A 26,413-nucleotide genomic window follows, 5' to 3' on the forward strand; every position below is an offset into this window, starting at 1 on the left:
CTATTCTATTTTTTCTTTTTGTTGGCAAGTGCGGTTTTTCTCATCGATCCGATTGCCTGCTTCAGTTGTCTCTTAGCCGGACATACATAACTACAGGATCCACATTCTACACATTCAAGACCATTGAATTTGAGGAACGCTTCTTCGTCATGGCGTTCTGCAAAATCAGCCAGTCTTGACGGAATAATGCGGCTTGGACAGGCGTCAACGCACCGTCCGCAGTTGATACATGCTGTCGGTTCACAGGCTGATACTTCATCTTTTGACATGCAAAGAATAGATGAAGATGTCTTGGTGATCGGTGTATCTGTCGTATACATCGCAAATCCCATCATCGGTCCACCTGAAATAACTTTTTCACAGCCTTCTTTGAGTCCACCGGCGGCTTCGATCAGTTCGTTCTGGTTGGTTCCGAAGAGTACTTTGTAGTTACCAGGATTTACAACTCCATCCCCTGTTACAGTAACGACACGTTCCATAGAAGGAATGCCTTTTACTACTGCATTGTAAATGCTGATGATGGTCTCTACATTGTCTACTACACATCCAGCATCTGCCGGAAGCATGGTAGAATTGATCGCACGTCCTGTATTTGCAAAAATCAGCTGACGTTCTGCGCCCTGTGGGTACTTGGTCATCATCTCTCTGACTTCCATACGAGGCTCGTCCTTGGTCAGCTCTTTTAATTTTGCGATACAGTCCGGTTTGTTATCCTCGATTGCAAATAAACCTTTCGCATTGTCAAAAAGCTTCAGGATCACACGCATACCCTCTACCAGAAGTTCCGGATTCTCCAGCATTCTTCTGTAATCAGCAGTAATATACGGCTCACATTCCGCACAGTTTGCAATGATATAATCAATCTTGTCTGGCTCTTTTGGTGAAAGCTTCACTCTGGTAGGGAAACCTGCTCCACCCATACCTACTACGCCAGCCTCTCCAATGATATTCAGAATCTCTTCTTTTGTCAGTTCAGAAAGAGGTTTTGGCTGTGGATATTCTACTTCTTCGTACTGACCGTCATTTGCAATGATGATACTGTTCACTTTAGAACCTGTCGGATTCACACGTGGTTCAATCGCTTTTACAGTACCTGATACGGATGCATAGATCGGTGCAGACACGAAGCCCCCCGCTTCGGCAATTTTCTGCCCTTTAAGCACATGGTCACCTTTTGCTACTACTGGCTTAGCCGGTGCTCCGATATGCTGGGATAACGGGTATACGAGATCACCCTGTGGCAGAAGTTCTACGATTGCCTTGTCTTTCGCAAGACTTTTTCCGTCGTTCGGATGAACTCCGCCTTTAAATGTCAAAAGTCCCATTTTGATATCCTTCCTTCCTGTTTTCTCTCTTATAAATATACTAAAATAAATCCTACAATTCCAGTAACTTTCGTCATTTTATTGTATATTTTCCAGTACATCTTGTCATTTTTTTAACACAATAGTTTCCTTACGCAAAAAAGAGAGGCTACTACGACCTCTCTTTGTGAATTTTCTGACTATTCGGTAAAATTTTTCATCTTACTTATCGAGATCACTTATGGATCCGAAAACTTTTTCAGCTGTAGTTAGTTATGTCTACTAGTTTTTTCAAACAAAAGATAGAGACTTCAATCAGTCTCTATCCTTGTATATCTTATTTAATTATTCTTCAGTTTCTTCCTGAGCTTCTGCATTTTCAAGTGCTTTCATGCTAAGGCTGATCTTCTTGTCAGCTTCGTTAAGATCTACGATCTTAGCTGTAATCTCCTGACCTACAGAAAGTACGTCTGAAGGTTTTTCAACATGTGCTCTTGAGATCTGTGATACATGAAGGAGTGCATCTACTCCAGGAGCGAGTTCTACGAATGCACCAAAGTCTGTCATTCTTGCAACTTTTCCTGTTACAACTGTACCTACAGCGTACTTCTCAGCTGCGTTAGCCCATGGATTTGTCTCCGGGAATTTTAAGCTGAGTGCAACTTTTGTATCATGGATATCTTTAACAAGGACTTTAAGAGTTTCACCAACTGTGAATACTTTCTTCGGATTGTCAACTCTTCCCCATGACATCTCAGAGATATGAAGAAGTCCGTCTACTCCGCCGAGATCGATAAATGCACCGAAATCTGTTACGTTCTTAACTGTTCCTTCGATCACATCACCGACTTTAAGTTTAGCGAAGAGTTCTTTCTGCTTTTCTGCTCTTTCAGCAACAAGAAGCTGTCTTCTGTCACCGATGATACGGTTTCTTCTTGGATTGAATTCGCTGATAACAAATTCGATTTCCTGATCTTTGTACTTAGAAAGGTCTTTTTCGTAAGTATCTGATACAAGACTTGCCGGGATGAATACTCTTGCTTCATCTACAACAACGCTTAATCCACCGCCAAGAATCTGAGTAACCGGTGCTTTCAGGACTTCTTTGTTTTCGAATGCTTCTTTTAATCTTTCGTTACCTTTTTCTGCAACAAGTCTCTTGTATGTAAGAAGAACCTGTCCTTCTCCATCATTGACTTTCAGTACTTTAACAGTCATCGGATCACCAACAGAAACAACAGTTGTAAGATCTACACTGTTATCATTGGTATATTCACTTCTGGTGATGATACCGTCTGCTTTGTATCCTATATTTAAGATGATTTCATCTGGCTTAACATCAATTACAGTACCATCTACGACCTCTCCATTATGAATTGTTTTAAATGACTCGTCTAACATTTGTTCAAAAGTTAATTCTGACATTATTTTGAACCTCCTCAATTATATTGTTGGGCGTGGATGCCCCTGCTGTAATACCTACTGTTTCCACGGACCTTAATTGATTCATATCAAAATCGTCAAGTGTCTGTATATAGTACGTATTGTGACATTCCCTGCTGCATATTTCATACAGTTTCTGGGTATTGGAACTATGTTTGTCTCCGATTACAATCATAGCATCCACCTCTTTTGCAATGCTCCTTGCTTCTGTCTGACGCTCTCTGGTTGCATTACAAATCGTATTTAAAACACTTATATCATAACCCTTTTCTGAAATAATTTCAACTAAATCTTTGAATTTATTGTAATTAAATGTCGTCTGAGACACAATACAAATTCTTTCGGATGTAGTATTTTCAAATTTTTCTGCTTCTTCTGCATTTTTTATAACGGTTACATTTTCTCCTGCCCATCCCCGGATTCCTTCAACCTCAGGGTGATCCGGATTACCAATGATAATGATCCGGCTGCCTTTTTTACTTTCTTCGGCAACAATCTTATGGATTCTTTTCACAAACGGACAGGTTGCATCTACATATTCGATGCCTTTTTCATCCATTAGATCACAGATTCTCTTTGGAACACCATGAGAGCGGATGATCACCAGTCCTTCTTCCAGACCTTTCAGTTCTTCCTCACCGCGCAGGACTTTTACACCATGTGCTTCCATGTCCTTTACAACCTCTTCATTATGGATGATCGGACCATAAGTATAGATCTGTTTTCCCATCTGTTTTTCAACCTGCTCATATACTGTATCGACAGCGCGTTTTACACCAAAGCAGAATCCGGCACTTTTTGCGCGTATTACTTCCATTTTTAGGTTCCTCCTGTTGTTTTTATTTTTCTGATAAGTGATTCTTTTTACATACTTAGAAATTTGAAACATGCATAGCGCAGATTCATCCGCATCTTCAGATTACATTTTTCGCCCGGAACAGTAAGTTTTTTCATGAACCGGTTCAGTGTACGTTTCTCATATTCTTCCATCAATTTACACATATGTCGAAAATCTCCCTTCGTCATACACAAATTATAATTTCTCACAGTATCCGAATAATCTGCTCATATATCAGTATTTCTTTCGGTCCAATATTCTTATTATCATGATAATGACCAAAGAACCACTTCTTAAAATTTACCCGCTGCTTCACTAACTCCAGATAATCTGTCATGGAATCTGCTGAAAAAGTCTTATCTACAAATTGTGCCTGAGTACTTGTAGCACAACAATGACTGATAATAAAATCTACCTCATTGTTATACTGAGATAAATTTCTTAATCCTTCTTCCATTTCCTCATTTGAAGCCATTTCTTCTTTCCACCAGGAAATGTGATTCACACGATACGACAGCCATTCCTTATCCAGTTCTTTCTTTTTCTTCTTGAAATCCGGTGCTTCTGGATCAAGTATTCCACCTTCTATATCATGACTTTTTGCTCCGCCAAATACAAAGAATTTCTTTCCGCAAAGTTGAAAAACCTGTCCTCGCATGAGATGGATCACCGAAGGTCTAATCTTATGTACATTTCCACCATTCCATTTTTCTATAGGATAGCTGTAAAGCCTGTCAAAATTCTCATGGTTCCCCTCACAAAAAAGAGTTGTAAAAGGCCGATCTTCCAGCCAGTCCATCCAATGCTTCTCATGTTTATTTTCTTCAAAGCGATTCCATACTCCGCCAAAATCACCGCAGATAATGACATAATCATCTTTTGTCATTTCATATTGTTCCGGGAAAATTTTAGTATTGAACCTGGTAAAATCAGCGTGACAGTCACCGGTTATATAAATCATCCTTACTGCTCCTCTTTGATCAAATATTTTACGGGTACTTCTTTCGTTAACCACACTCCATTTTTTGATAAATAGAATTTATATCCATCGTCATGCATTTCTTTTGCTTTTACGGTATAAAGCACTGGTTTCCCGTGACGTGAACCAACTTTCGTAGCTGTAGCTGCGTCTGATGATAAATGCACATATAACCTACCCTTTGGAATCAATCCTTGTTGATCAATGGATGCAACATATTTTTCTCCAGTTCCATGCCAGAGCGTTTCAGGCGGTATTGCTGCTGGTAATTCTACATCAACAGGAATCGAATGTCCCTGATTTGCCCGAATCTTTGTTTTATCTTCATTAAAGGTAAATCTTTGCTTATTATCTGTCCGAACAATTTCTTCCAGTATTTCTCTGTTAAATTTACGCGTTTTGGAAATTCCGGCAATCAGTCCGTCTACATTTGCCCAACCATGTTCATCCAATTGGATTCCAATTGTTTCTGGTTTATGGCGCAGGATTAAACTTACAAATTTACTTGTACTTGTTAAATTCATTTTCATTCTCTTTTCTTTTGGAAAATTCATATCTTTATATTACCATAATCAAATATACTGCACAATAAATGACCCAACTTATCTATACCAATTTTTGTATAAATAAATCAGGTCATTTTCTTATCACTCTTAATCAACGCAAGCCGTGTAATTCGTTAACTTAAACTTGATAATGAACGCATAACTAAATCAATATCTTTATTTTCCAATTCCTGAATAATATGTAAATATGTTTTCTGTGTTGTTGTCATACTCGAATGTCCCAATCTTCTTGCGACACTAGCAATAGATACGCCTGTAAACAGCAGCAAAGACGCATGCGTATGCCGCAATCCATGAATTGATATTACTGGTATATTGCATTCTTTACAGTGTCTTGCAAGTATATTGTTTACTATTGAATTGTATACTGCCCCATCAACAAAAATTGGCTTATCCTCTGGCAATTGCTTAATTAGTTCAGAAAATCTCATTCCTGTTTTTGCAACCAACAAAATAAAATAGTCCCAATCCACCTTATCTTTCAGCTCTAGTGATGCCAATAAATTGTGTAATTCAAACTGATTCAAATACTTGATTTTCTTAATTGCCGGTGTTTTTCCTTTAATTATTGCCTTTCTTGTCGGATCACGTTCAATCAATCCTTCATCTACTGCATCTAATATTGCGCCCTTTAACTGATGATGAAAATCCATTGTTGTCCTACTTGTCACGGTAATTATCCTGCTCGAATCATCGAAGTTATAAATGGAGTTACAGATTGCCCTTATTGTTCCGGTCGTAAAGCACTTCCTGGAAAAATATCCTTCGCCGCGCTTCATTCTGATTTAATGGAAGATTGGGATTTTATTGCAAACTATTACCTTGTAAATCCCGATAAAATATTAGATGCATATTCACAAAAGGTTTGGTGGAATTGTAAAAGAAGTTCTGATCATAAATATCCCTTAAGTCCTGCTGATAAAGTCTTCTATCAAAAGAGACATCGGGAATCCTGCCCTTATTGCAAAGGACGTCGCAGAAAAAAAATTTTTCTAATGTAAATGAAATAGTTTCAAAAAAAGAGATTTTCAAATGACATATGCCAAATGAAAATCTCTTTTATTTTGTACGTTTTTCAATTTTTCATCAAAAATCAACATTTAACTTCTCATGGAATTATGTACGTTTTCATCGATTTCCGTGAAAAAACTTTTACTTACAGCCTACTTACCAGTATCTTCTATACCAGTGGTATGCATAATTAACACTTGTATAACATACGACCTCACCCGGCTGCGGTGCATGAATCATCTGTCCGCCTCCTGCGTAGATTCCCACATGTCCTCCGTAACATACAACATCACCTGGCTGTGGGTCTGACACTGCCTGTCCGCCACTTCCCTGACTGTATGAGTTACGTGTAATTGGAATACCACATGCCTGATGTGCCAGGTATACAAGACCTGAACAATCAACACCACTTCCCGAAGTACCGCCCCATACATAAGGAACTCCAAGGTATGCTGCTGCTGCACTTAAAATAGCGCTTCCGTTGCCATATGTACTTCCACCGTTATCACTACTGCTGTTATTATTACTTGTATCCGGAGTCACTGTCGGGGTACTTGGTGTACTTGGTGCACTCGGTGTAACGGTTGTGTTGTTATTATTGTTATTTGTTGTATTACCTACAGTCTGTGAACCACTGTTGCTTGTCGATGCAACGGTCGAATTTGACTTTGTTGACTCAGCTGCTTTTGCTGCCTTTGCAGCTTCTTCTGCCTGCCTCTTTGCTTCAGCTGCTGCTACAGCTGCCTGAAGCTGTTGATCCAGATCTGCGACTTCTTCTTTCTTAGATTCCAGCGTATTACTCAGCGTCGTCTGCTCTGCCTCATAATCAGACTGCATAGACTCCAGATTCGCCTGATCTTCTTCAAGCTGTGCTTTCAGATCTGCAATCTGCTGCTTGGTATCAATATATTCCTGAAGCTGCTTTCTGTCATAACTATGTACGTTCTGAACATACTCTGCTTTGTTAAGCAAATCTGAGAAATTCTCAGCACTGATCAGAGTCTCAATCGCAGTCGAGTTGCCTTCTTCATACATATACTTGATACGCTTCTTCATATCTTCGTACTGCTGATGTTCTTTTTCTTTAGCAACAGTAAGATCATCCTGTGCCTGTGTGATCTGCTGACCTGTTGACACCAGATCATCTTCCAGCTTACTCATTTTTTCAATTAGTGTCTGCAATTCTGACTGAAGAGAATTCACTTCACTCTGTGCTGCATTTTTACTATTCTGCAGATTGCTGACATCATCTGCAAATACTGGCGTAACTACCATTGAACTTGCAAGAACAGATGCCAAAAATACTTGTTTAAATTTTATCATAATCACCCATCCTATATTTTTTACTAATTATTTTCCTAACCCTGTGGTCGATTATATACCATTTTTCTATTTTTTGCAATACAATTTAACATTTTTGTAATATTCTACTAGGGTATCATAATATACTGATATTTTCGTTATCACTCCTAATAACCATTCCTTGCGTAATCCTTATTATTTATGCTAAACTGACTTCATAATCAATAAATCTAGAATACTAAATAAGAAAGAAGGATTCCACTATGAATTTCAAATTCAACCATAACAACTTAAATGTACGTGACCTTGAAAAATCAATTCAATTCTACAAAGATGCACTCGGACTCACCGTAGTCCGCGAAAAAGATGCTGCTGACGGAAGTTTTAAGCTCGTCTACCTCGGTGATGGAAGCTCCGTTCATCAGCTCGAGCTCACCTGGCTTCGCGACATGGACCGCCCATACGACCTCGGTGACAACGAAATCCACCTCGCCTTCACTGTAGACGACATGGATGCCGCCCTCGCACACCATAAAGAAATGAACTGCGTCTGTTTCGAAAATGAGTCCATGGGCATCTACTTCATCGAAGACCCAGACGGCTACTGGTTAGAAATCGTACCTGAAAAATAAATCTATTGCACATTTTCATTAAAGGCGTAGCCCGCCGCAAGGTGCAGGAACCACTTCCTACACCTTGCGGCGGGCTACGCCTTCATAAAATCAAACGCCACTAATTACTGTACTGACAGATTCGTATACCCCATCAGATCCAGATCTATCTGCTGTGCCGCTTCTCTTCCTTCCCGGATTGCCCACACAACCAGCGACTGTCCTCTGTGCATATCTCCTGCCGTAAATATATTCGGCACATTCGTTTTATACTCACCCGGAGCTGTTTTAACATTCGTGCGCTCATTGACTTCCACACCGAATGCCTTTGTCACATAATCTTCACTTCCGAGGAACCCCGCTGCGATCAGCACCAGTTCTGCATTTACCGTGTACTCACTTTCTGAAACCTCTGCCATCATCATACGTCCGGTCTTTTCATCCTTCTTGCTTTCCAGTTTCACAAGAACCACCTTGCAAAGATTTCCATTCTTATCTTTAACAAATTCCTTTACCGTTGTCTGATAAACCCTCGGATCATGTCCCCAGAGAGCAATTGCTTCCTGCTGACCATAGTCTGTCTTGCAGACTCTCGGCCACTCCGGCCATGGATTCATAGCGCTTCTCTCATCCGGAAGTTTCGGCATCATTTCCAGCTGAAGAACGGATTTTGCACCATGACGGATCGACGTTCCAACACAGTCATTTCCCGTATCGCCACCACCGATGACAATTACATTTTTGCCCTTTGCAGAAATATATTCGCCTTCTTTCAACTGCATCTCATTTTTCCAGAGACATTTCGTAGTTGATTTCAGAAAATCTACTGCAAAGTAGATTCCTTTCGCATCTCTTCCGGGTACTTTTATATCACGCGGATGGGATGCACCGCAACAAAGCACCACCCGGTCAAACGCTTTCAGAAGTTCTGCAGATTTCTTATCTTTTCCAATATTGCAGCCAGTTTCAAAACAGATGCCTTCTTCTTCCATTACTGCAAGTTTCCGGTCGATGAACTGTTTTTCCAGCTTCATATTCGGGATTCCATAGCGGAGAAGTCCACCCGGCTTATCTTCCCGCTCAAATACTGTTACCAGATGTCCTCGTTTATTTAACTGATCTGCGACTGTGAGACCGGAAGGTCCGGAACCGATTATCGCTATCTTTTTGCCGGTACGCGCTTTCGGCGGACATGCTTTTGCATATCCCTTTTCGTAAGCATTTTCAATAATCCCATATTCATTTGCTTTAGTCGTCACAGGGCTTCCGTGCAGGTTGCAGGTACATGCCGCCTCACAAAGTCCCGGGCATACCCTGGAAGTAAATTCCGGAAAATTGTTTGTCTTTTTCAGCCGGTAATATGCCTCTTCCCAGTTGCCGTGATAAATCAGGTCATTCCACTCCGGCACCAGATTATGCAGAGGACAGCCGCTTGCCATCCCTGCGATCATCTGTCCCGCCTGGCAGAACGGGACGCCGCATGCCATACATCTGGCGCCCTGTATTTCCTGCTCTTCTTTTGACAGAGGCGTGTGGAATTCCCGGAAATGCTTAATTCTCTCTTTTGGAGATTCGCACTCTGCATCGCGTCTGTCATAATCCATAAATCCTGTTGCTTTTCCCACGTTTTTGGCCTCCTATCTTCCTTCTTTGATCGCATAAAATGCTTCGGTTTTTGCCTGTTCGCTGCTGAGACCTTTTTCTTCCAGCTGAAGGATGCGGGTCAGCATTCTCTCGTAATCACGCGGAATGATCTTCTTAAACTTCGGCAGGTATTCTTTGAAATGATCCAGGATTTCTTTTCCCGTCTCGGAATTGGTTGCTGCTACATGTTCTTCGATCATACCTTTCAATTCAGATACATCGAACTTAGATGTTACTTTTTCGATATTAACCATCTGTTTGTTGACTTTTGTATAAAGATCACTGTCCATATCCAGAACGTAAGCAACACCGCCACTCATACCTGCTGCAAAGTTCTTTCCGGTCTTGCCAAGAATTGCAACCCGTCCACCAGTCATATATTCGCATCCATGATCACCGACCCCTTCTACAACCGCTGTTGCTCCGGAGTTACGGACACAGAAACGTTCGCCTGCCACACCATTGATATAGGCTTTTCCGCTTGTTGCACCATAAAGCGCTACGTTACCAATAATAATATTTTCATCAGCTTTAAATTTCACACCAGTCGGCGGATAAACGATCAGTTTACCACCGGAAAGTCCTTTTCCAAAGTAATCATTGCTGTCACCGGTCAGTTCCAGTGTCAGACCTTTTGGTATAAATGCTCCGAATGACTGTCCGCCTGCGCCCTTACATTTCAGCACATAGCTGTCTTCTTCCAGTCCGTCCGGATAACGTCTTGTAATCTCAGAACCGAAGATTGTGCCGAATGTACGGTCTGTATTTTTTACATCCAGCTCCAGGATTCTCTTCTGTTTCTTTTCCAGTGACGGGAGAAGTTCCTTTACCAGAACTCTTTCATCCAGTGTTTTATTTAGTTCAAAATCAAAGACTTTCTTCGGATTGAAGATCATGCCTTTCTTCTCTTTTGCATACGGATTATTGAGGATTCTGGAAAGATCCAGTGTTGCGGCACGTTTGGATGTCGGCACATCTCTCACTTTCAGAAGGTCTGTCCTTCCCACCAGTTCATCCACAGTACGAATACCAAGTTTTGCCATATATTCTCTTAATTCTTCCGCGATAAAACGCATGAAATTGATGACATATTCTGGTTTTCCGGCAAATCTCTTTCTCAGTTCCGGATTCTGGGTTGCAATTCCGACCGGACAGGTATCCAGGTTACATACACGCATCATTACGCACCCCATGGTTACAAGCGGTGCCGTCGCAAATCCAAATTCCTCTGCACCGAGAAGTGCTGCAATCGCCACATCACGACCACTCATCAGCTTACCGTCTGTCTCGATACGGACTCTTTCTCTCAGTCCGTTCTGGATCAGTGTCTGATGTGTTTCAGAAAGTCCAAGCTCCCACGGAAGTCCGGTATTATGGATAGAACTTCTCGGTGCTGCTCCTGTACCTCCGTCATAACCGGAGATCAGAACCAGTCCGGCCCCAGCTTTTGCAACACCCGCTGCAACCGTTCCGACACCGGCTTCAGAGACCAGTTTGACAGAAATTCTTGCATCCTTGTTTGCATTTTTACAGTCATAGATCAGCTGTGCCAGATCTTCGATCGAGTAAATATCGTGATGCGGCGGCGGTGAGATCAGTCCCACACCCGGCGTAGAATGTCTGGTTTTTGCTACCCAAGGGTAAACCTTTCCCCCCGGCAGATGTCCACCTTCTCCAGGTTTTGCTCCCTGCGCCATCTTGATCTGGATCTCTTTTGCACTGACAAGATATCTGCTTGTAACACCAAAACGTCCACTGGCAACCTGTTTGATCGCAGAGCCTCTGTCGGTTCCAAGGCGCTCGATATCCTCTCCGCCTTCACCGGAGTTTGACTTACCGTGCAGTGCATTCATTGCAAGGGCAAGGGTTTCGTGTGCTTCCTTTGAAATCGATCCGTAAGACATTGCACCGGTCTTGAATCTGGTCACGATCGAATCCACACTCTCTACTTCTGAAAGCGGAACTCCTTTCTTTGGATAATTGAAGTCCATCTGTCCACGGAGTGTGATTCCTTTGGATTCTTCATCAACCATCTGCGTGTACTGCTTGAACATTTCATAATCCCCGCGCCTTGTGGACTGCTGGAGCATATGGATCGTTCTCGGGTTGTACAGATGCTTTTCACCACCGCTCTTCGACTTGTGCTGTCCCACACTGTTCAACGTCAGATCTACGGAAAGTCCCAGCGGATCAAAGGCCTCGGAATGCCTTGCCATATAATCTTTTGCAATTTCTTCCAGTCCGATACCACCGACACGGCTGACAGTTCCGGTGAAATATTTTTCAATGAATTCCGGTTTTAATCCAATCGCTTCAAAGATCATGGATCCCTGATAAGACTGGATCGTGGAAATTCCCATCTTCGATGCAATTTTGACAATTCCGCTTATAACAGCTTCATTATAGTCATTGACTGCTGCATAATAATCTTTCTGAAGCATATCTGTATCGATCAGCTGTTTGATCGATTCATGTGCAAGATACGGGTTGATCGCAGATGCACCATATCCCAAAAGCGTTGCGAAATGATGTACTTCTCTTGGTTCTCCGGTCTCAAGGATCATGGCAACCTCTGTTCTTCTCTTAGTTCTTACCAGATGCTGATGAACCGCTGAGGTTGCAAGCAGAGACGGGATCGCAATATGATATTCATCAACACCTCTGTCGCTTAAGATCAGGATATTCATACCTTCACGGATCGCACGGTCTACCTGAATAAACAGATAATCGATCGCTTTTTCCAGGCTGGAATTTTTATAATAGGTAGTAGAAATTTCTGCCACACGGAAACCGTCGACTTTCATGTTACGGATCTTCAGGAGATCGGTATCTGTCAGGATCGGATCGTTGATCTTTAGTACATGACAGTTTTCTTCTTTCTGTTCCAGAAGATTTCCTTCTTCTCCGACATATACCGTTGTCGAAGTCACGATTTTTTCACGGATCGCGTCGATCGGCGGGTTCGTTACCTGTGCAAATAACTGTTTGAAATATCCAAACAGAGACTGATGTTGCTCAGAAAGAACGGCAAGTGGTGCATCGATACCCATGGCTCCGATTCCTTCGCTTCCATTCATTGCCATATTTAAAATAGAAGTCTTCACTTCTTCGTAAGAATATCCAAATGCTTTCTGCAGTCTCTGGCATTCTTCTCTAGAATACTGCGGTACTTTTTGATTCGGGATCTTTAAATCGCTTAAATTGACCAACTGACTGTTCAACCATTCGCCATAAGGCTGTCTTGCCGCATATTCTTCTTTCAGTTCCTGGTCGTCGATTACACGCCCCTGAACGGTATCAACAAGAAGCATCTTACCTGGATGGATTCTTTCTTTGACTACGATCTTCTCCGGCGGGATATCCAGAACACCAACCTCAGAAGAAAGGATCAGTGTGTCATCATCTGTGATGTAATATCTGGAAGGTCTGAGTCCATTTCGGTCAAGTACGGCTCCTAAAATATCTCCATCTGAGAACAGGATGGATGCCGGTCCGTCCCATGGCTCCATCATCGTTGCGTAATACTGATAGAAATCCTTGATTTTCTGTGACATCGTTGCATTCTGTGCCCATGGCTCCGGAATAGTGATCATAACTGCCAACGGAAGCGGCATACCACTCATCACCATAAATTCCAGCGTGTTATCCAGCATGGCAGAATCGGAACCTGCGGTATTGATTGCCGGAAGGACTTTATAAAGCTCTCCTTCCAGATGCTCGGATTCCATGTTTTCCTCTCTGGCCCGCATCTTATCTGCATTGCCACGAATGGTATTGATTTCTCCGTTATGTACGATGAAACGGTTCGGATGTGCTCTTTCCCAGCTGGGATTAGTGTTTGTACTGAATCTGGAATGTACAACTGCAATTGCAGATTCATAATCCGGGTTCTGCAGATCTTCAAAGAACATCCGGAGCTGTTTTACAAGGAACATTCCTTTGTACACGATGGTTCTGCTTGACAGGGATGCTACATAGGTATCATCACTGCTCTGTTCAAAGACTCTTCTTACCACATAAAGTCTGCGGTCAAAATCCAGTCCTTGTTTTACTTTTTTCGGTCGTTCGATAAATCCCTGCATAATGCACGGCATGCATTCGAGTGCTTTCTTTCCAAGGATCTCTTTACGGATCGGCACTTCCCTCCATCCAAGGAATTTCAGTCCTTCTTTTTCGACAATGACTTCGAAAATATTTTTTGCCTGATTCCTTTTCAGTTCGTCCTGTGGGAAGAAAAACATTCCCACACCGTAATCTCTCTCAGAACCTAAAAAGATGCCGAGGGGACGACAGACATTTGTAAAGAACTTGTGCGAAATCTGTAACAGTATTCCTACACCGTCTCCTGTCTTCCCTTCGGCATCCTTGCCAGCTCTATGTTCAAGATTTTCTACGATTTTCAGCGCATTTGCGACTGTATCATGACTCTTTTGCCCTTTGATGTTCACAACAGCTCCGATACCGCAGTTGTCATGCTCAAAATCAGGGCTGTATAAGCCTTGTTCTGTATTTTGTTGTATTACGCTCATATAACCTGCCCTTTCTGTAAAACGGTTTTGTTGTTGCTTTTATGATTTAACACTATACAGCATTTGTCTGCAAAAGTAAACCCCTAATTATACAGAAATTGTCAGATATTATTTATTTCGCGAACTTTTCCAGTATTTTTCAGTTAATTATCGTATTTCCTGTCTTATATTTTTTATTTTTACATAAATTATAACAGTAATCAACGTAGCCAGTACAGTAATTCCAACTGCTTTTCCCTCTGTTCCCAGGATCCATTCAAAGCCTCCATACCACGAAAGCAATAATGACGTAATATTCACAACAATATGGAACAGGACTGGAGCTGCAATATTCCGGAATTTCTCATAAATACCGGCAAGCAGAAATCCAAGTACCATCGCGTAAAGTCCCTGTGGCAGATTACCATGCCCCACTCCAAACAGGATTGACACAAACACACCTGCCTGCATGGCTGTGAGGCTCTCTCTCATCCGCCGATAGATCATGCCCCGATAAACAAGTTCTTCCGCAATCGGAGCCAGCATTCCGGCTCCCACCATCTGAAGCCAGCGTGGCGTACTGTAGATGGTCTGCTCCATGCTCTGGTAAACTCTGCTGATCTTCTGCATATTCATCAACATGACAATATCATTCATTGCCACACATGCAGTCACTGCGCCAAGAAGCATGACAAACCACATTCCGTATCCGGAAGCGGCTTTATATTTCCACCAGGATTCCTGCTCTTTTTCGTAACGTCCCTGATCCTTCCTGTAGATCCACCCAATCATCGGAATCGTAATGATCGAAGATATCGCCCCGATTCCCATGTTGCTGTGCAGACCACAGGAAAGGGCAAATGTAGCGACTGCAATCTCAACGCCCCATTTGATCAGAACCGCACTGAACAAATACCAGATAATTCTCCCTGTTTTCCTGTCTCGCATTCTTCATCTCCGCCTTCTCTTACTCAAAAACTTTTCGGATTGCCTCTTCACTTCCATTTACAGAACCCTGTACCATGACCGGTTTTCCACCGCCTCTTCCGTCAAACTGTTCTTTGAGGATCTTGCTGTACGGGCGCACATCCTCTGTCTCACTGCCGATCACATAACGATATCCACTCTCTTCGTTTCCTGCAAATACCGCACATACTTCTGTTCCTTTTTTCAGTACAAGGTTCATAAGCTCACGTGGTTCATTCCCACTTAATTTGCTATCAAAAATACAGACCTTTTTCTGTCCATCCGGAATTTTTTCTGCCTGTGCTTCAAGAATCTGATATCTTGTCTCTGCAAGTTCACTCTTCAGCTGTGTACATTCCTCTTTTACGCGTTCAACTGCCTCAGCAATCAATTCTTCCTTCGCTGAAAGGCTTCCCATGATCGCCTTCACGCTTTCTTCTTTCTGCTGATAATCCTTCAGTGCCCTTCTTCCGCACAGCATAGTGATCCGGATACCGCCTTTATAATTCTGACTCTGCACCAGTTTGATAAGACCGATCTCTCCGGTAAAATACACATGCGGTGCACAACAGGCACACACGTCATATCCCGGTATCGTCACGATACGCACCTGTCCGTCAATCTCTATCTTACTGCGGTAATCCAACGTCTTCAATTTTTCTTTGGACGGATAACTTATCTGAACCGGTACATTTGCAAATACCGCTTCATTTGCCGCATTTTCCACCTCGCGAAGCTCCTCCTTCGTGAGCGGGCCACTTAAGTCCAGAGTGCACAACTCATCATTCAAATGGAATCCCACATTATCATATCCAAAACGTGCATGAACAATTCCCGATACGATATGTTCTCCGCTGTGCTGCTGCATCCGTGAAAAACGTTTGTCCCAGTCGATCTGACCGGTCACGGTCTTTCCTTCTTCCAGTTCTCCTTCCAGATAGTGGAAGATCTGTTCTCCTTTTTCCTGTACATCATATACTCTGATCCCGTCAATCACTCCGGTATCTGCTGCCTGACCGCCGCCTTCTGGAAAAAAGGCAGTTCTTGAAAGAACTGCCTCATATCCGTTATCACACGGGCGGCAGGACACAACCTCCGCAGTAAATTCCTGCTGGTGACTGTCTGTGTAAAACAATTTCTCTGTCATATGTCCTCGCCTCTTTATCGTATTGTCATTACTTCTGATGCTTCTGCTTTTTTACATTCTCTCCGGTGCTTCAAATCCAAGCAGATCGATGCAGGTTGTCAGAATGTCTCTTGTAAGCGTGAGAAGGGCAATGTAGCTCTTCTGCTTCTGTTCATCCTCTTCTGCCAGGATCTTTGTCTCATGGTAGAAACGGTTAAATGCATTTGCAAGATCATAAATATATGCGCAAATCTTGTGTGGTGCAAGTTCTTCGTATACATTCTCCATCACACTGCCAAACTTCGCAGCTTCCAGCATCAGAGCCTTTTCGCTCTCACTTGTAGCCGGAAGGATCTTGATATCGTCCATACTCTTTCCTGATTCTTTGTACTTGTTCAGGATTGATTTGATACGAACGATGGTGTACAGGATGTACGGACCTGTATTTCCTTCAAAAGAAGTGAATCTGTCTACATCGAATACATAGTCTTTTGCTGCCTGGTTGGAGAGGTCTCCGTATTTGATCGCAGCCATTCCGACCATCTTCGCTGTTGCTTTTGCCTCCTCTTCCGATACTGTACGGTTCTCTGTGATCTTTTCATACATCTTTTCTGTAATCTCGCGGATCAGGTTCTCAAGACGCATAACGCCGCCTTCTCTGGTCTTGAACGGTTTTCCGTCTTTTCCGTTCATCGTACCAAATCCAAGGAAAGTAAGTTTTGTATCCTCTTTTACAATGCCGGTCTTCTTTGCGCAGCGGAATACCTGTACAAAATGCAGTTCCTGACGCTTGTCAACTACATAGATGACTTCGTTCGGCTGGAACAGTTCTTCACGCTCTACCAGTGTTGCAAGGTCTGTGGTATCATAAAGTGCTGCACCGTCGGACTTCAGGATCATACACGGTGGGATCTCTTTGGTATCGGTCTCTTCTTTGACATCTACCACGAGTGCTCCGTTATCAATATGCGCATATCCTTCCTTCTTCAGCCTTTCCACCATATCCGGAATGTATCTCTGTGCGTCAGATTCCCCTTTCCAGAGGTCAAATTCGACATTCAGGTTCGCATAGTTTTTCTTTAAGTCTGTCACAGACACATTCATAATATGATCCCAGATTGCACGGTAACCGCGCTTTCCGCTCTGCAGCTGGAAGGTCGCATCCAATGCTTCTTCTCTGTAATCATCATGCTCTTTTGCATAAGCGGACGCTGCCGGATAGATTTCCTCCAGGTCACTGATGGTAAATGGTGCTTCTTTTGGATATTCTCCGGTGAAATTATCATCAAAATACGGAAGATCCGGCTGGCGCTTCTTCAGTTCTGTGATGATCAGTCCCATCTGATATCCCCAGTCTCCAAGGTGGATATCACCAATTACTTTATTGCCCATAAAACGGGTGATTCTCTTTACGCTTTCTCCGATGATCGCGGAACGGAGATGTCCGACGTGAAGCGGTTTTGCCACGTTCGGTCCGCCGTAATCAATGACGATTGTCTTTGGATTCTCTACTTCTTCCACGCCGAGCTTTTCGTCTGCTTCCATCTGGTTCAGATAATCTGCGACTGCTGCCGGGTTGGTCTTCAGGTTGATGAAACCTGGCTTAACTGCTTCTGCTCCGCTGATATATCCGTTCTCCGGAATCTTTGCCACAACTTCTTCTGCGATCATGATCGGTGCTTTGTGGTACTTTTTTGCACCTGCCATCGCACCGTTGCACTGATATTCACATAAATCCGGGCGGTTAGAAAGTGTAACACGCGCCAGTTCTTTCTCGTATCCGGCATCTGCAAATGCCTGTTCCATTTCTTCTGTAATCAGATCCAGGATCTTCTTCATAGTATCGATCGTTCCTCTCTTTTTCATCATAAACGTTAGCGCAGACTCTTTGCCTGCGCCGCTTTATTTATTATATCTGAATCCTTATGTAAGCGCAATAGAAAATCGTAATCCGGAGACTGGATGTTACCTGAAATTCTGCATTCTTTATGAATTTTTGGCAAGATAGCATCCACTTCTGCTGACGCACAACATTTTTTCATAGACTTTACCGCTTTTTTCAGACGTTACTGGCTCGCTGTATTTACAGTGTTACTGATCCACTGCATTTTTCAGATCTTCCACCGCCTGTGCGAGCATTGCATCTGAACCAAGTGCCTGTTCATAATCCGCTTCTACCTGTGCAAACAGCTCCTGCACATCTGTCTGTGCGGAAACTTCTTCAATTATCGTCTGAATCTGCTCGTCAGAGATCTCTGCCTGAATATCGAATTTTCCATCTTTGTCCTTGACCGCATATAAGGTTTCAAGTCCCGGTACTTCAGTGTAAATTCCACGGATCTTCATATTGTACCGTACATACAGGATCCTGCTGCCTTTTGCTTTGCCGTCTTTCGTGTAAATCGCAATCCCATCGTATGCTTCGGCATAGGCTTCTTTTCCGGAAAGTTCCTGATAGTATGCTTCTACTGCATCCGCAAGCTCTTCGTCCCGGTTCTCCAGAAGTGGATTGGCTTCCATCGCTGCGTATCCGGTATTTACTTTTGGCTCTTCTGTAACAACTGCACTTACTTCTTTTACCTCATCTTTTTTCTCTTTCGTAAGAAAAACGGTGACTCCCGCCGTCATAAAGCAGACCAGCAGATACACAAGACCAGTGTAGAAAATCTGCTTCTTTTGGCCTGTAAGGACGGGCATCCTTTTTTCTTCCGACATGGCATTTCCTCCTTTGCCACCTATCATACGCAATGCCCGCTTTTACGTCAATAGCGAAGAAAGACTTGTTTTGACTGGTTTTGTCGAAGCGATTATTTATTCTTTTTCTGCATTAAAATTGCTTTATGCTGATGCCCACTCTGTGTATCAAATCACTTTCAAATGGTATTTCGGCTGCTATTCTGTTCATCCCGTTTTACTTGTCCTGTTCGAAATTTCTTCTTGATTTTTTTCTGGGCAAGTGCTATATTAGTAAATGTCCTTGTAGCTCAGTGGATAGAGCACCGCCCTCCGGAGGCGGGTGCGTCAGTTCGATTCTGATCAGGGACGTGAAAAGACTGTGAAGCTTTTATGGCTTGACAGTCTTTTTTATTGCCACTAATCCAATTCCCATCTGAATCCGTTCTTTTGCTTCTATACGCTTTGCCTGAATCAGCAGAACACCAATAATGAGCAACTCGATTCCAACCGGATTGGAAATACACTTAAATCCCCATTCCGATAAATCCGTCATATTCTCCGGTGCAAACCATTTGAACGGCATTAGAATAACGCTGATTATGCAGCAATATAGGATATAGGTTTTCTTCATCTTGAAGCCTCCTCTATATCAGTCGGCAAGCACCCCATAACGTAAGAACTCCAATCACTCCTGCGCATCCCGTCATCCAAAGAACTTCTATCCGATGCATTTTCTTCAGGAACTTTTCTTCCATTCCAAGTGACTGTAAGATTTCCCCTTCTCTTTTTTCTTCCTGCTTCTCCGCAAGAAACATCTGATACAAAACTATGGAAATCAGAATCATGTAAAACACTGCAAAAATGCTGTACATTCCTATAAAGGAATATAATTCCTGACGTATTTTCTTATACTCTTCATGGTTATTCTGCACATTTACAGCTGTTCCCTGTTTTAAAATACTTAGAATATGCCCTTCCGTATCATACGCATCCGCATCATCCGATACCAGAATTTTTACGATCTGATCATATTCCATAATTCTGCTTTTCCCAAATTTCTTCCAGAAATTCTTTCCAACAATCATCGATATACCAGATCCACCTATCTGTGGATTCCGCACATCTTCTTCCTTCATGCCACGTAAAATCGCTGTTACTGGAATCGGATTTTCGTTTCTACTTCCATTCTCATTCAATGTATAAACCGGAAGTTCATCACCAACCTGTACCGTATCTTCTGATATTCCTTGTCCGTCCGGGCTGAATGCACTCAGATATTTTCCGTCATATTCCTGCAACTCTGTAAGATCCAGAATGCAAAAATCTCCCTGTTCAAATTCTTCTTTTGTCAGGCTGCCTTCATCCAGATTTCTCAGAAAACGCTGTATATCCTGCCATCTGTCTATTGTAAGCAAAGACAATCTTACTTTCTCAATAGATATCTTTTCCTTTATTGATGTCTCATTCAGATATGCCACCAATGTTTCGACTACTTTCTGAAAATACTCGCTTTCAACATATTCTGACAGATCAATCCAGAACTCCTCTTTTTCATTGTTATGATATTGTTCTACAGAAGTTACTCCGGCAACCTGTTCCAGTTTATCAACTGTCTGCCTGGAAATTCCCGGAGAATTCGTAATCTCCATTGTACTCAAATAGTATCCATTTCCTGTCAGCCTTTGATATACTTTCAGTTCTTCCTGTCTGGTTGATATTTCCATCTTTCCAAATCCCACGATCAGCAAAGCACTTGCCAGAAGAACAATTTCTACACTCTTACGCACACGATGCATCTGCCATTTATGAAGTAAAACTCTTCCCGGCGTGAACCGGACGATCTTCCTGTACTTTCCCCTTCTTTTCTGAACTTTCTTCTTTTTTTCTTTCAGAAGTATTCGAAGCTGTACTGCACTGAGCCCATAACTTGCAGCAATACATAAGATACTGAAGCCAGTTCCAAAAAGGACTCCTTCCCATGCAATCGCCTGTGGTAATGTCTGCTCGGTTATCTTTTCAAAAGCAGGGATAACCAGCTGGTAAATCCCAATCCCTGCAAGATTTCCAACAATAACAGCTCCTGCACCAAACAGAACTGCTTCCCAGAAAATAATCTGGTACATCTGCCCTCTTCTCATTCCAAGTGCATCCAGGAACCTCCAGAACTGTTCTCTTGAGATAATCGAACGCGATACCGTAAGAAACAGGATACAGATCGACGCACCACCAATCAGCAAACGGATATTTTCCAGAAAATCCATATACGGAAGACTTGCATCAGAAAGTTTATCCTGTTCCACATTGTCATCCATGCCGCTGGTAAATTCTTCGCTGTCTTTCAGATCTTTATAAACACTTTCACTGCCCTCTTTCGCTTTTACAAGCATATGCATATCCTGAACAGAGCCAATCCTGTTCCCGCCTTCCTGTGTCACAATTCCAGTTGGAAACCGATGCCGGTTGCAGATTTCCCAGTTTATCTGATAATCTTTTAGAATCCCGCATAAAGTATACGAATAGCTTTTTGATTCCCCCTGCTCCAGAATGGAAAGCGCCGGTGTAATATCCAGTGTAATCTTTTTTCCAAGCATCTCCTCATATCCAAGTGAGCGAAGTGTACTGTATTCCATTACGATCTCATGCTCATTTTCCGGCAGGCGTCCTTCTTTCATTTCCAGTCTGCCAAGCTTCCACGCCGTCTCGTCCATTGTCCCGATATTCATCTGACGGTTTTCCAGATAATCTCCGGCGATCGCCCCATAGATACTTATTTTCCCGGTCTGTGCAAGAAATGGATTCTCTTCTGCTACTTTTACCGAGCTTTCATCCATATCCAAAAATACCTGTTCCCACTCCCCATATACTGCTTTACGATTCTCGATATATGCGGCTTTCAGTCCTTCCGACATCTGAAAACCAATCTGAATCAGTGTGCAGGTAAGAAGCAGGACTGAGACTATCAAGATACTGTATTTCTTCTGGCTGCGGATTCTTTTTATACTGAGTTCCCGTTCAATTCCATGTCTTTTCTCTCTTTTCATCGCAATGCACCATCTTCCATATACACAATCCTGTCCGCATAATTGGCACTGTCCATATCATGTGTCACCATGACAATTGTCTGACGGTAAAGCTCTCTGGATGCGCAGATCAGTTTCATGATCTCCTGTCCAGTCTGATAGTCCAGATTCCCGGTCGGTTCATCCGCAAGGATCACTCCCGGCTTTGCTGCCATTGCACGGGCAATTGCCACTCTCTGCTGCTCTCCACCAGATAACTGATCCGGATAATCTCCGTTCCTGTCCCATAATCCGACCTTTTCAAGAAGCTGTCGGATATAAGCTTTATCCGGTACCGTATGCGCGATATAAAGCGGCATGCATACATTATCCCAGATCGTATACTCCGGCAGTAACTGATACTGTTGGAAAATAAACCCGATTTTCTTCTGCCGGATCTTGCAGATCTTCTTTTGGGAAAGCCCGTTAATCTGTATTCCATTCAGGAAGACTGCTCCGGTATCTGGCTTTTCCAGTGTTCCTGCAATCTTAAGAAAAGTAGATTTCCCGGATCCGCTTCGTCCCATCACTGCCACAAATTCACCGCTTTTCACTTCAAAAGAAAACTCCTTTAATGCTGTGATTTTCTTTTCACCAAGGGTATAGCTTTTGCTTACCTTGTCCAGTCTGATTACGGTTTTCATCTTCTGCCACCTCCTTCATTTGTTAGTCTTACTATATCAGATCAGTCTTTCGATTCACTTACCCCAATCTTACGAAATCGTAAGATTTATTTCTTCCTGTGCATGATCTTTTGCGATCATCTTCGGCAGTATAAACTGGAAGGTTGTCGCCTCCTCCAAGCCGCTTCGATCCACAACCTTCAGTGTTCCCTGATGGAGCGTGACAATTTCCCTTGCCAAATGCAGACCAATTCCGATTCCACTTCCCTGTTCCATCTGGTAGAAACGGTCAAAAATCAGCTCTCTTTTCTCTTCTTTAATCCGTTTTCCCCGATTGGTGATATACAGCTTATAATAGTCCGTATCTTCTTTCAGCAGAATCTGAATCAGGCTTCCTGTATCTGCATATTCTACGGCATTTTTCAGTACATTTTCCATTGCCTCTTTCAGCCAGAATCCGTCGCAGGAAAGCAGGCATTCTTTTGGAACATCCATTTCAAATCCAACTCCTTTTTCTTCCGCTAAAGGCTGTGTTCTGTCTATACATTCTTCGATCAGTCCGGTCAGATTTTCTTTTTTCCGCTTCATCCAGATTTTCCCGGAATCAATCTGCGCAAGCCTAAGAAGCACGATCGTCATATCGGACATCCATTGCACCTTTTTCACACAGTCTTCCAGCTTCTGATACCGTTTTTCATCCTCTTCTGTCACAAGAAGCACCTCCAGATTCAGAAGTGTTCCCGCAATCGGTGTTTTTAGCTGATGGGAAATATTTTCCATGTAAGTTCCCATTTTCTGCCGGTCACGATGCAGAAATTCTTTTTCTTCCGCCAGCTTTGCTTCCAGTTCCCTGTCTTTTTCTACCAATTGATTATCCAGTGCTTTTTTCCGTCTTTTCTCCATGTGCAGTTCTGTCAGCAGACCAACAATGCAGAGGATGCCGATCGCAGCCACAAACACACCTATTCCGTAACTTCGGATTCTCTTTTCTAGCCAGATTTTTCCTGTCTCTTCATACCCTGCCTCTTTCAATGCCTCGCAGCCCTTCTGATATGCTTCTTCATCCGGTTCTGTAAAGGCAGAAACCGTTCTGTCTTTTTCTGTCTGTCCGATCCAGGAAACAACCTGTCTTTCATAATTTTCTGCAAGAATATTCTGGTATCTATAAAAAGCCAGCAATATCAAAAGAAAAATCAGAGTCCATTTTCCCGGTATTTTCCATTTCTCCGTCTTTCTCTCAGATCTCATCATACACATCCTCAGCTTTCAGCGTCCATGCATAACCGACTCCACGCTTTGTCTCAATCGGATCCTGCTCATTTTCTGCAGTCAGCTTCTTTCTCAGCCTGTTCATATGTACAGACAAGGTATTGTCATCGATATAATTTTCATTGAAATCCCAGATCGTGTCCAACAGGAACTCCCTCGCAACAAGATTCGGTGCGTTTGCAAGAAGGCTGCACAGAATCTGATATTCGGTCCTTGTAAGATCGATTCGGACACCATCCTTCTGCAAAATCTGCTTCTGCAAATCCAGTTCATATTCTCCGCTTTTGATTCCTTTTTTCACTTTCTTGCCGTTTTGCATACCGGTACGTCGCAGCAAAGCCTTGATTCTCGCAATAAATTCAAATGTGCGGAAAGGCTTGATCACATAGTCATTTGCTCCCGCTTCAAATCCTTCTACGATAAATTCTTCACTGTCATAGGCTGATAAGAAAAGAATGGGATTGTCTGTATATCTGCGGATCTCCCTGCAGAGCATGATTCCGTTCCCGTCTGGCAGCTTCATATCCAGTACATACAGCATATATTCTTCTCCTCGAATCCTTACGAGTGCTTCGCTACAAGACTTCGCTGCAACCGCATTCCATCCCTTTAGTTCCAGGATGTCTACGATTCCCTGTCTTACCAGGTCGTCATCTTCAATTACTAAAATTTCTGTGTTCATGCTCGGAATTCCTTTCTTTATTTCTATTGTATGATTACGTAAGCTGACTCCTACTTGATTCGTATACTTTGTACACCATCTCGCTTAACAGCCAGGTGATGTACATTCGCAAAATACAGATTCTTGTGCAAGCACAAATCTGCACTTGGCTCATCGTATACACAAAAAGGTGCCGCAAACCTGCGACACCTCTTTAAGTCTTCTTCAAATGATTATCCAGCAGGCGTGCGCTTCTCCTGCATCTCTCAGGTTTCCCCTGTCTATACCATCGGCGTGTGGATCGCACGAAATCTTCCACCTTAGATAATCATATGAATGAATTTTTCTCTACATTCAGTATATCAATATTATTCTCTTTTGTAAAGAATTTTCTTGTTGCGCAGCAGCCTGTTCCATTCCTTATCATCTATTTTCATAAATGTGATAATTGAATTTTTGTAGTCCAGATTATCCTTTGATGTAATCAAACGTAAAACCATTTTAAATACTTCTTTAACGTCCTTAATTTCTTTTAGTATCAACGCTGTATTGGGTTTCTTCGCTTCAATTATATAATCCGGATCCCGTATTATCTCGTCAAAGTATGTAGAAAAAAGTTCATAATCATTGGGATGTCTTTCCCGAATATGCATAATCTGCACAACAGTTATAATAACTTCATCTGTTACTATATCCTCTGCTATACAATGGTATATTTCCCTGTCAATTTTCCCTACTCTATACACGTTTATAATCTATCCCTACTTCGCCACGATCCGAATCTCCTCCCCATCAAAGTAATACACGGAATCCGAAAGCACTTCCTCCGGTACCACTCCGGTCTGATTGATCTCTTTTACCATTTCCTGCATCCGCTCCGGCTCCAGTCCAAAGCTTTCCGGCACCAGTATCACTTCATGGATACTGCTTGGCAGGATATAGAAATCCCCTCTGATCATCCCCCTGACCTTTTCCCGGAAAGCCGGATACCGCATCACTGCTGCCCCCAGACTGCACTGCTCGTTCGTCGCCACATACATAAAGCGCACAATCTGCCGGATCTGCACCGGATAGATCCGCGGTGTATTCTTCTCGGCAAGACGGCGGATCTCTTCCTTTTCCACACGCCAGTACCGCAGATGCTCGTTGCGGATCTGGATCGCCGCCGAGCCAAAGCGTGTGTTGTCTATCTGGATATAATAGACCACTGCCAGATCCAGGAACGGCTCATAAGGAATCTGCTTTAACAGTTCTTCGTTGGCATCCCGCCGGATCAGCTTGTACACGATATGCTCTTTTACATGATTAAAATCAAACAGATTCTGACAATCACAGGTCTTCTTCACCCGTATCTCCTGATAAATACTGCAAATGGAATCTGCCAAATCCGGTACCTGCTGCCCCTTCAGGTACTTCTGGTAAAATTCCTCCAGATAGATCGTCGGTGCAAGGTTGCTGTCCTCCTGCTTAAAAAGAATCCCTGTTCTTCTGGTTCCATTATTCTTCGTCACGGTGTACAGCTCCGTCCTCACCTGCGCATCTACCTGTCCTCTGATCTCGCATAACATAGCATTCATAAATTCTGTATAATTCATCCGTTCTCCTTCCTGAAAGCCATGCGCCGCAAAGAACCTTTTCTGCCATCTTAAGGCAGCTTATGATTTGAATATCACCTGCATTCAAGCAGGTGTGTACTGCCAATTATATCTGCCCTTTTTTCAGATTACAAGAACATTCTTTTCCTCTCCAAAATGGCATTGACATGCAAAAAAGCCGAAAGCATGAGGACTTGCCTCTGCTTTCGGCTTTTATCTCTGTCTTAATTTT

Annotated in this window: 22 protein-coding genes, 1 tRNA gene and 1 pseudogene; 3 read left to right on the forward strand and 21 right to left on the reverse strand. The window is 42.8% G+C overall.

The features are described from left to right. Positions 1–5: 5 nt before the first annotated feature. From rsxC to PG840_RS08520, 7 genes and pseudogenes are all read right to left on the reverse strand, one after another. Positions 6–1,325 (reverse strand): electron transport complex subunit RsxC, encoded by a 1,320-nt coding sequence (gene rsxC / locus PG840_RS08490; RefSeq protein ID WP_022220469.1) that lies wholly within the window; start codon positions 1,323–1,325, stop codon positions 6–8. A 324-nt stretch (positions 1,326–1,649) separates the two neighbouring features. Continuing rightward, positions 1,650–2,729: a 30S ribosomal protein S1 gene (rpsA, locus tag PG840_RS08495; protein ID WP_008375104.1), complete on the reverse strand. Its 1,080-nt coding sequence runs from the start codon at positions 2,727–2,729 to the stop codon at positions 1,650–1,652. Next, positions 2,710–3,564, reverse strand: coding sequence for a 4-hydroxy-3-methylbut-2-enyl diphosphate reductase (ispH, locus tag PG840_RS08500; RefSeq protein ID WP_055155600.1), 855 nt, complete (start codon positions 3,562–3,564; stop codon positions 2,710–2,712). The genes rpsA and ispH overlap by 20 nt, the downstream gene beginning before the upstream one ends. Positions 3,565–3,611: 47 nt before the next feature. Then, the gene (locus tag PG840_RS08505; RefSeq protein ID WP_156337624.1) at positions 3,612–3,749 is read right to left on the reverse strand and encodes a hypothetical protein; all 138 of its coding nucleotides are present in this window, start codon (positions 3,747–3,749) and stop codon (positions 3,612–3,614) included. Between the two features lie 41 nt (positions 3,750–3,790). Then, positions 3,791–4,546 carry a metallophosphoesterase gene (locus PG840_RS08510; RefSeq protein WP_270613516.1) on the reverse strand — a complete coding sequence of 252 codons (756 nt, stop codon included), beginning with the start codon at positions 4,544–4,546 and terminating at the stop codon, positions 3,791–3,793. Positions 4,547–4,548: 2 nt separating this feature from the next. Next, positions 4,549–5,088: an RNA 2'-phosphotransferase gene (locus PG840_RS08515; protein WP_195501796.1), complete on the reverse strand. Its 540-nt coding sequence runs from the start codon at positions 5,086–5,088 to the stop codon at positions 4,549–4,551. 155 nt (positions 5,089–5,243) lie between these two features. Continuing rightward, positions 5,244–5,792 (reverse strand): annotated as a pseudogene (locus PG840_RS08520) (tyrosine-type recombinase/integrase); the annotation flags it as partial. Positions 5,793–5,918: 126 nt separating this feature from the next. On the opposite strand from PG840_RS08520, the gene PG840_RS17030 reads away from it, so the two are divergent. Beyond that, positions 5,919–6,131: a zinc-ribbon domain-containing protein gene (locus PG840_RS17030; protein ID WP_442872506.1), complete on the forward strand. Its 213-nt coding sequence runs from the start codon at positions 5,919–5,921 to the stop codon at positions 6,129–6,131. Positions 6,132–6,297: 166 nt separating this feature from the next. Here the strand turns inward: PG840_RS17030 and PG840_RS08525 are convergent, their stop codons facing one another. After that, positions 6,298–7,464: a C40 family peptidase gene (locus tag PG840_RS08525; protein WP_270205258.1), complete on the reverse strand. Its 1,167-nt coding sequence runs from the start codon at positions 7,462–7,464 to the stop codon at positions 6,298–6,300. 242 nt (positions 7,465–7,706) lie between these two features. Here PG840_RS08525 and PG840_RS08530 point away from each other — a divergent pair, with 242 nt between their 5' ends. Then, positions 7,707–8,075, forward strand: a complete 369-nt coding sequence (locus PG840_RS08530) for a VOC family protein (RefSeq protein ID WP_117556070.1) — start codon at positions 7,707–7,709, stop codon at positions 8,073–8,075. A 104-nt stretch (positions 8,076–8,179) separates the two neighbouring features. On the opposite strand, the gene PG840_RS08535 is transcribed toward PG840_RS08530, so the two are convergent. The 6 genes from PG840_RS08535 to PG840_RS08560 all read right to left on the reverse strand — a co-directional run bounded on the left by PG840_RS08535 (position 8,180) and on the right by PG840_RS08560 (position 19,013). Further along, on the reverse strand, positions 8,180–9,679 hold the full coding sequence (locus PG840_RS08535) for a glutamate synthase subunit beta (RefSeq protein ID WP_270205257.1): 1,500 nt from the start codon (positions 9,677–9,679) through the stop codon (positions 8,180–8,182). Between the two features lie 12 nt (positions 9,680–9,691). Then, positions 9,692–14,227, reverse strand: a complete 4,536-nt coding sequence (gltB, locus tag PG840_RS08540) for a glutamate synthase large subunit (RefSeq protein WP_055155606.1) — start codon at positions 14,225–14,227, stop codon at positions 9,692–9,694. A gap of 147 nt (positions 14,228–14,374) precedes the next feature. Continuing rightward, a complete protein-coding gene (locus PG840_RS08545) occupies positions 14,375–15,154 on the reverse strand; it encodes a CPBP family intramembrane glutamic endopeptidase (RefSeq protein ID WP_270205256.1) in 780 nt (259 codons plus the stop codon). 19 nt (positions 15,155–15,173) lie between these two features. Next, positions 15,174–16,319 (reverse strand): alanyl-tRNA editing protein, encoded by a 1,146-nt coding sequence (locus tag PG840_RS08550; RefSeq protein WP_270205255.1) that lies wholly within the window; start codon positions 16,317–16,319, stop codon positions 15,174–15,176. 51 nt (positions 16,320–16,370) lie between these two features. Beyond that, positions 16,371–18,137 (reverse strand): arginine--tRNA ligase, encoded by a 1,767-nt coding sequence (argS, locus tag PG840_RS08555; protein WP_270205281.1) that lies wholly within the window; start codon positions 18,135–18,137, stop codon positions 16,371–16,373. Positions 18,138–18,389: 252 nt separating this feature from the next. After that, positions 18,390–19,013: a hypothetical protein gene (locus PG840_RS08560; RefSeq protein ID WP_270205254.1), complete on the reverse strand. Its 624-nt coding sequence runs from the start codon at positions 19,011–19,013 to the stop codon at positions 18,390–18,392. A 258-nt stretch (positions 19,014–19,271) separates the two neighbouring features. Between PG840_RS08560 and PG840_RS08565 the strand changes: the two genes are divergently transcribed. Further along, positions 19,272–19,343, forward strand: a tRNA-Arg gene (locus tag PG840_RS08565). A gap of 19 nt (positions 19,344–19,362) precedes the next feature. Here the strand turns inward: PG840_RS08565 and PG840_RS08570 are convergent. From PG840_RS08570 to PG840_RS08600, 7 genes are all read right to left on the reverse strand, one after another. Next, positions 19,363–19,605, reverse strand: coding sequence for a hypothetical protein (locus PG840_RS08570; protein WP_117823178.1), 243 nt, complete (start codon positions 19,603–19,605; stop codon positions 19,363–19,365). Between the two features lie 13 nt (positions 19,606–19,618). After that, positions 19,619–22,015: an FtsX-like permease family protein gene (locus PG840_RS08575; RefSeq protein WP_270205253.1), complete on the reverse strand. Its 2,397-nt coding sequence runs from the start codon at positions 22,013–22,015 to the stop codon at positions 19,619–19,621. Next, positions 22,012–22,677 (reverse strand): ABC transporter ATP-binding protein, encoded by a 666-nt coding sequence (locus PG840_RS08580; protein WP_117556084.1) that lies wholly within the window; start codon positions 22,675–22,677, stop codon positions 22,012–22,014. The genes PG840_RS08575 and PG840_RS08580 overlap by 4 nt, the downstream gene beginning before the upstream one ends. Before the next feature lie 69 nt (positions 22,678–22,746). After that, positions 22,747–23,907, reverse strand: a complete 1,161-nt coding sequence (locus PG840_RS08585; RefSeq protein ID WP_270205252.1) for a sensor histidine kinase — start codon at positions 23,905–23,907, stop codon at positions 22,747–22,749. Beyond that, entirely contained in the window at positions 23,894–24,607 is a 714-nt protein-coding gene (locus PG840_RS08590; RefSeq protein WP_008375063.1) for a response regulator transcription factor, read from the reverse strand. Before PG840_RS08590 ends, PG840_RS08585 begins: the two co-directional genes overlap by 14 nt. A 347-nt stretch (positions 24,608–24,954) precedes the next feature. After that, complete coding sequence (locus tag PG840_RS08595) at positions 24,955–25,332, reverse strand: PBECR2 nuclease fold domain-containing protein (RefSeq protein ID WP_055155615.1); 378 nt, start codon at positions 25,330–25,332, stop codon at positions 24,955–24,957. A gap of 15 nt (positions 25,333–25,347) precedes the next feature. Then, positions 25,348–26,181 (reverse strand): DUF5688 family protein, encoded by an 834-nt coding sequence (locus PG840_RS08600; RefSeq protein WP_270205250.1) that lies wholly within the window; start codon positions 26,179–26,181, stop codon positions 25,348–25,350. Between the last annotated feature and the right edge of the window lie 232 nt (positions 26,182–26,413).

Source organism: Coprococcus sp. AM97-35, assembly GCF_027697525.1.
Taxonomy (GTDB): Bacteria; Bacillota; Clostridia; order Lachnospirales; family Lachnospiraceae; genus Allocoprococcus; species Allocoprococcus comes.

Coding starts and splice junctions, on each gene's coding strand:
- PG840_RS08525 (WP_270205258.1), bottom strand. CDS start 7,464: ATGATAAAATTTAAACAAGTATTTTTGGCATCTGTTCTTGCAAGTTCA.
- PG840_RS08530 (WP_117556070.1), top strand. CDS start 7,707: ATGAATTTCAAATTCAACCATAACAACTTAAATGTACGTGACCTTGAA.
- PG840_RS08570 (WP_117823178.1), bottom strand. CDS start 19,605: ATGAAGAAAACCTATATCCTATATTGCTGCATAATCAGCGTTATTCTA.
- rpsA (WP_008375104.1), bottom strand. CDS start 2,729: ATGTCAGAATTAACTTTTGAACAAATGTTAGACGAGTCATTTAAAACA.
- PG840_RS17030 (WP_442872506.1), top strand. CDS start 5,919: ATGGAAGATTGGGATTTTATTGCAAACTATTACCTTGTAAATCCCGAT.
- PG840_RS08550 (WP_270205255.1), bottom strand. CDS start 16,319: ATGACAGAGAAATTGTTTTACACAGACAGTCACCAGCAGGAATTTACT.
- PG840_RS08510 (WP_270613516.1), bottom strand. CDS start 4,546: ATGATTTATATAACCGGTGACTGTCACGCTGATTTTACCAGGTTCAAT.
- PG840_RS08515 (WP_195501796.1), bottom strand. CDS start 5,088: ATGAATTTAACAAGTACAAGTAAATTTGTAAGTTTAATCCTGCGCCAT.
- gltB (WP_055155606.1), bottom strand. CDS start 14,227: ATGAGCGTAATACAACAAAATACAGAACAAGGCTTATACAGCCCTGAT.
- PG840_RS08560 (WP_270205254.1), bottom strand. CDS start 19,013: ATGTCGGAAGAAAAAAGGATGCCCGTCCTTACAGGCCAAAAGAAGCAG.
- PG840_RS08600 (WP_270205250.1), bottom strand. CDS start 26,181: ATGAATTATACAGAATTTATGAATGCTATGTTATGCGAGATCAGAGGA.
- ispH (WP_055155600.1), bottom strand. CDS start 3,564: ATGGAAGTAATACGCGCAAAAAGTGCCGGATTCTGCTTTGGTGTAAAA.
- PG840_RS08545 (WP_270205256.1), bottom strand. CDS start 15,154: ATGCGAGACAGGAAAACAGGGAGAATTATCTGGTATTTGTTCAGTGCG.
- PG840_RS08585 (WP_270205252.1), bottom strand. CDS start 23,907: ATGATGAGATCTGAGAGAAAGACGGAGAAATGGAAAATACCGGGAAAA.
- PG840_RS08590 (WP_008375063.1), bottom strand. CDS start 24,607: ATGAACACAGAAATTTTAGTAATTGAAGATGACGACCTGGTAAGACAG.
- PG840_RS08580 (WP_117556084.1), bottom strand. CDS start 22,677: ATGAAAACCGTAATCAGACTGGACAAGGTAAGCAAAAGCTATACCCTT.
- PG840_RS08505 (WP_156337624.1), bottom strand. CDS start 3,749: ATGTGTAAATTGATGGAAGAATATGAGAAACGTACACTGAACCGGTTC.
- rsxC (WP_022220469.1), bottom strand. CDS start 1,325: ATGGGACTTTTGACATTTAAAGGCGGAGTTCATCCGAACGACGGAAAA.
- PG840_RS08575 (WP_270205253.1), bottom strand. CDS start 22,015: ATGAAAAGAGAGAAAAGACATGGAATTGAACGGGAACTCAGTATAAAA.
- argS (WP_270205281.1), bottom strand. CDS start 18,137: ATGAAGAAGATCCTGGATCTGATTACAGAAGAAATGGAACAGGCATTT.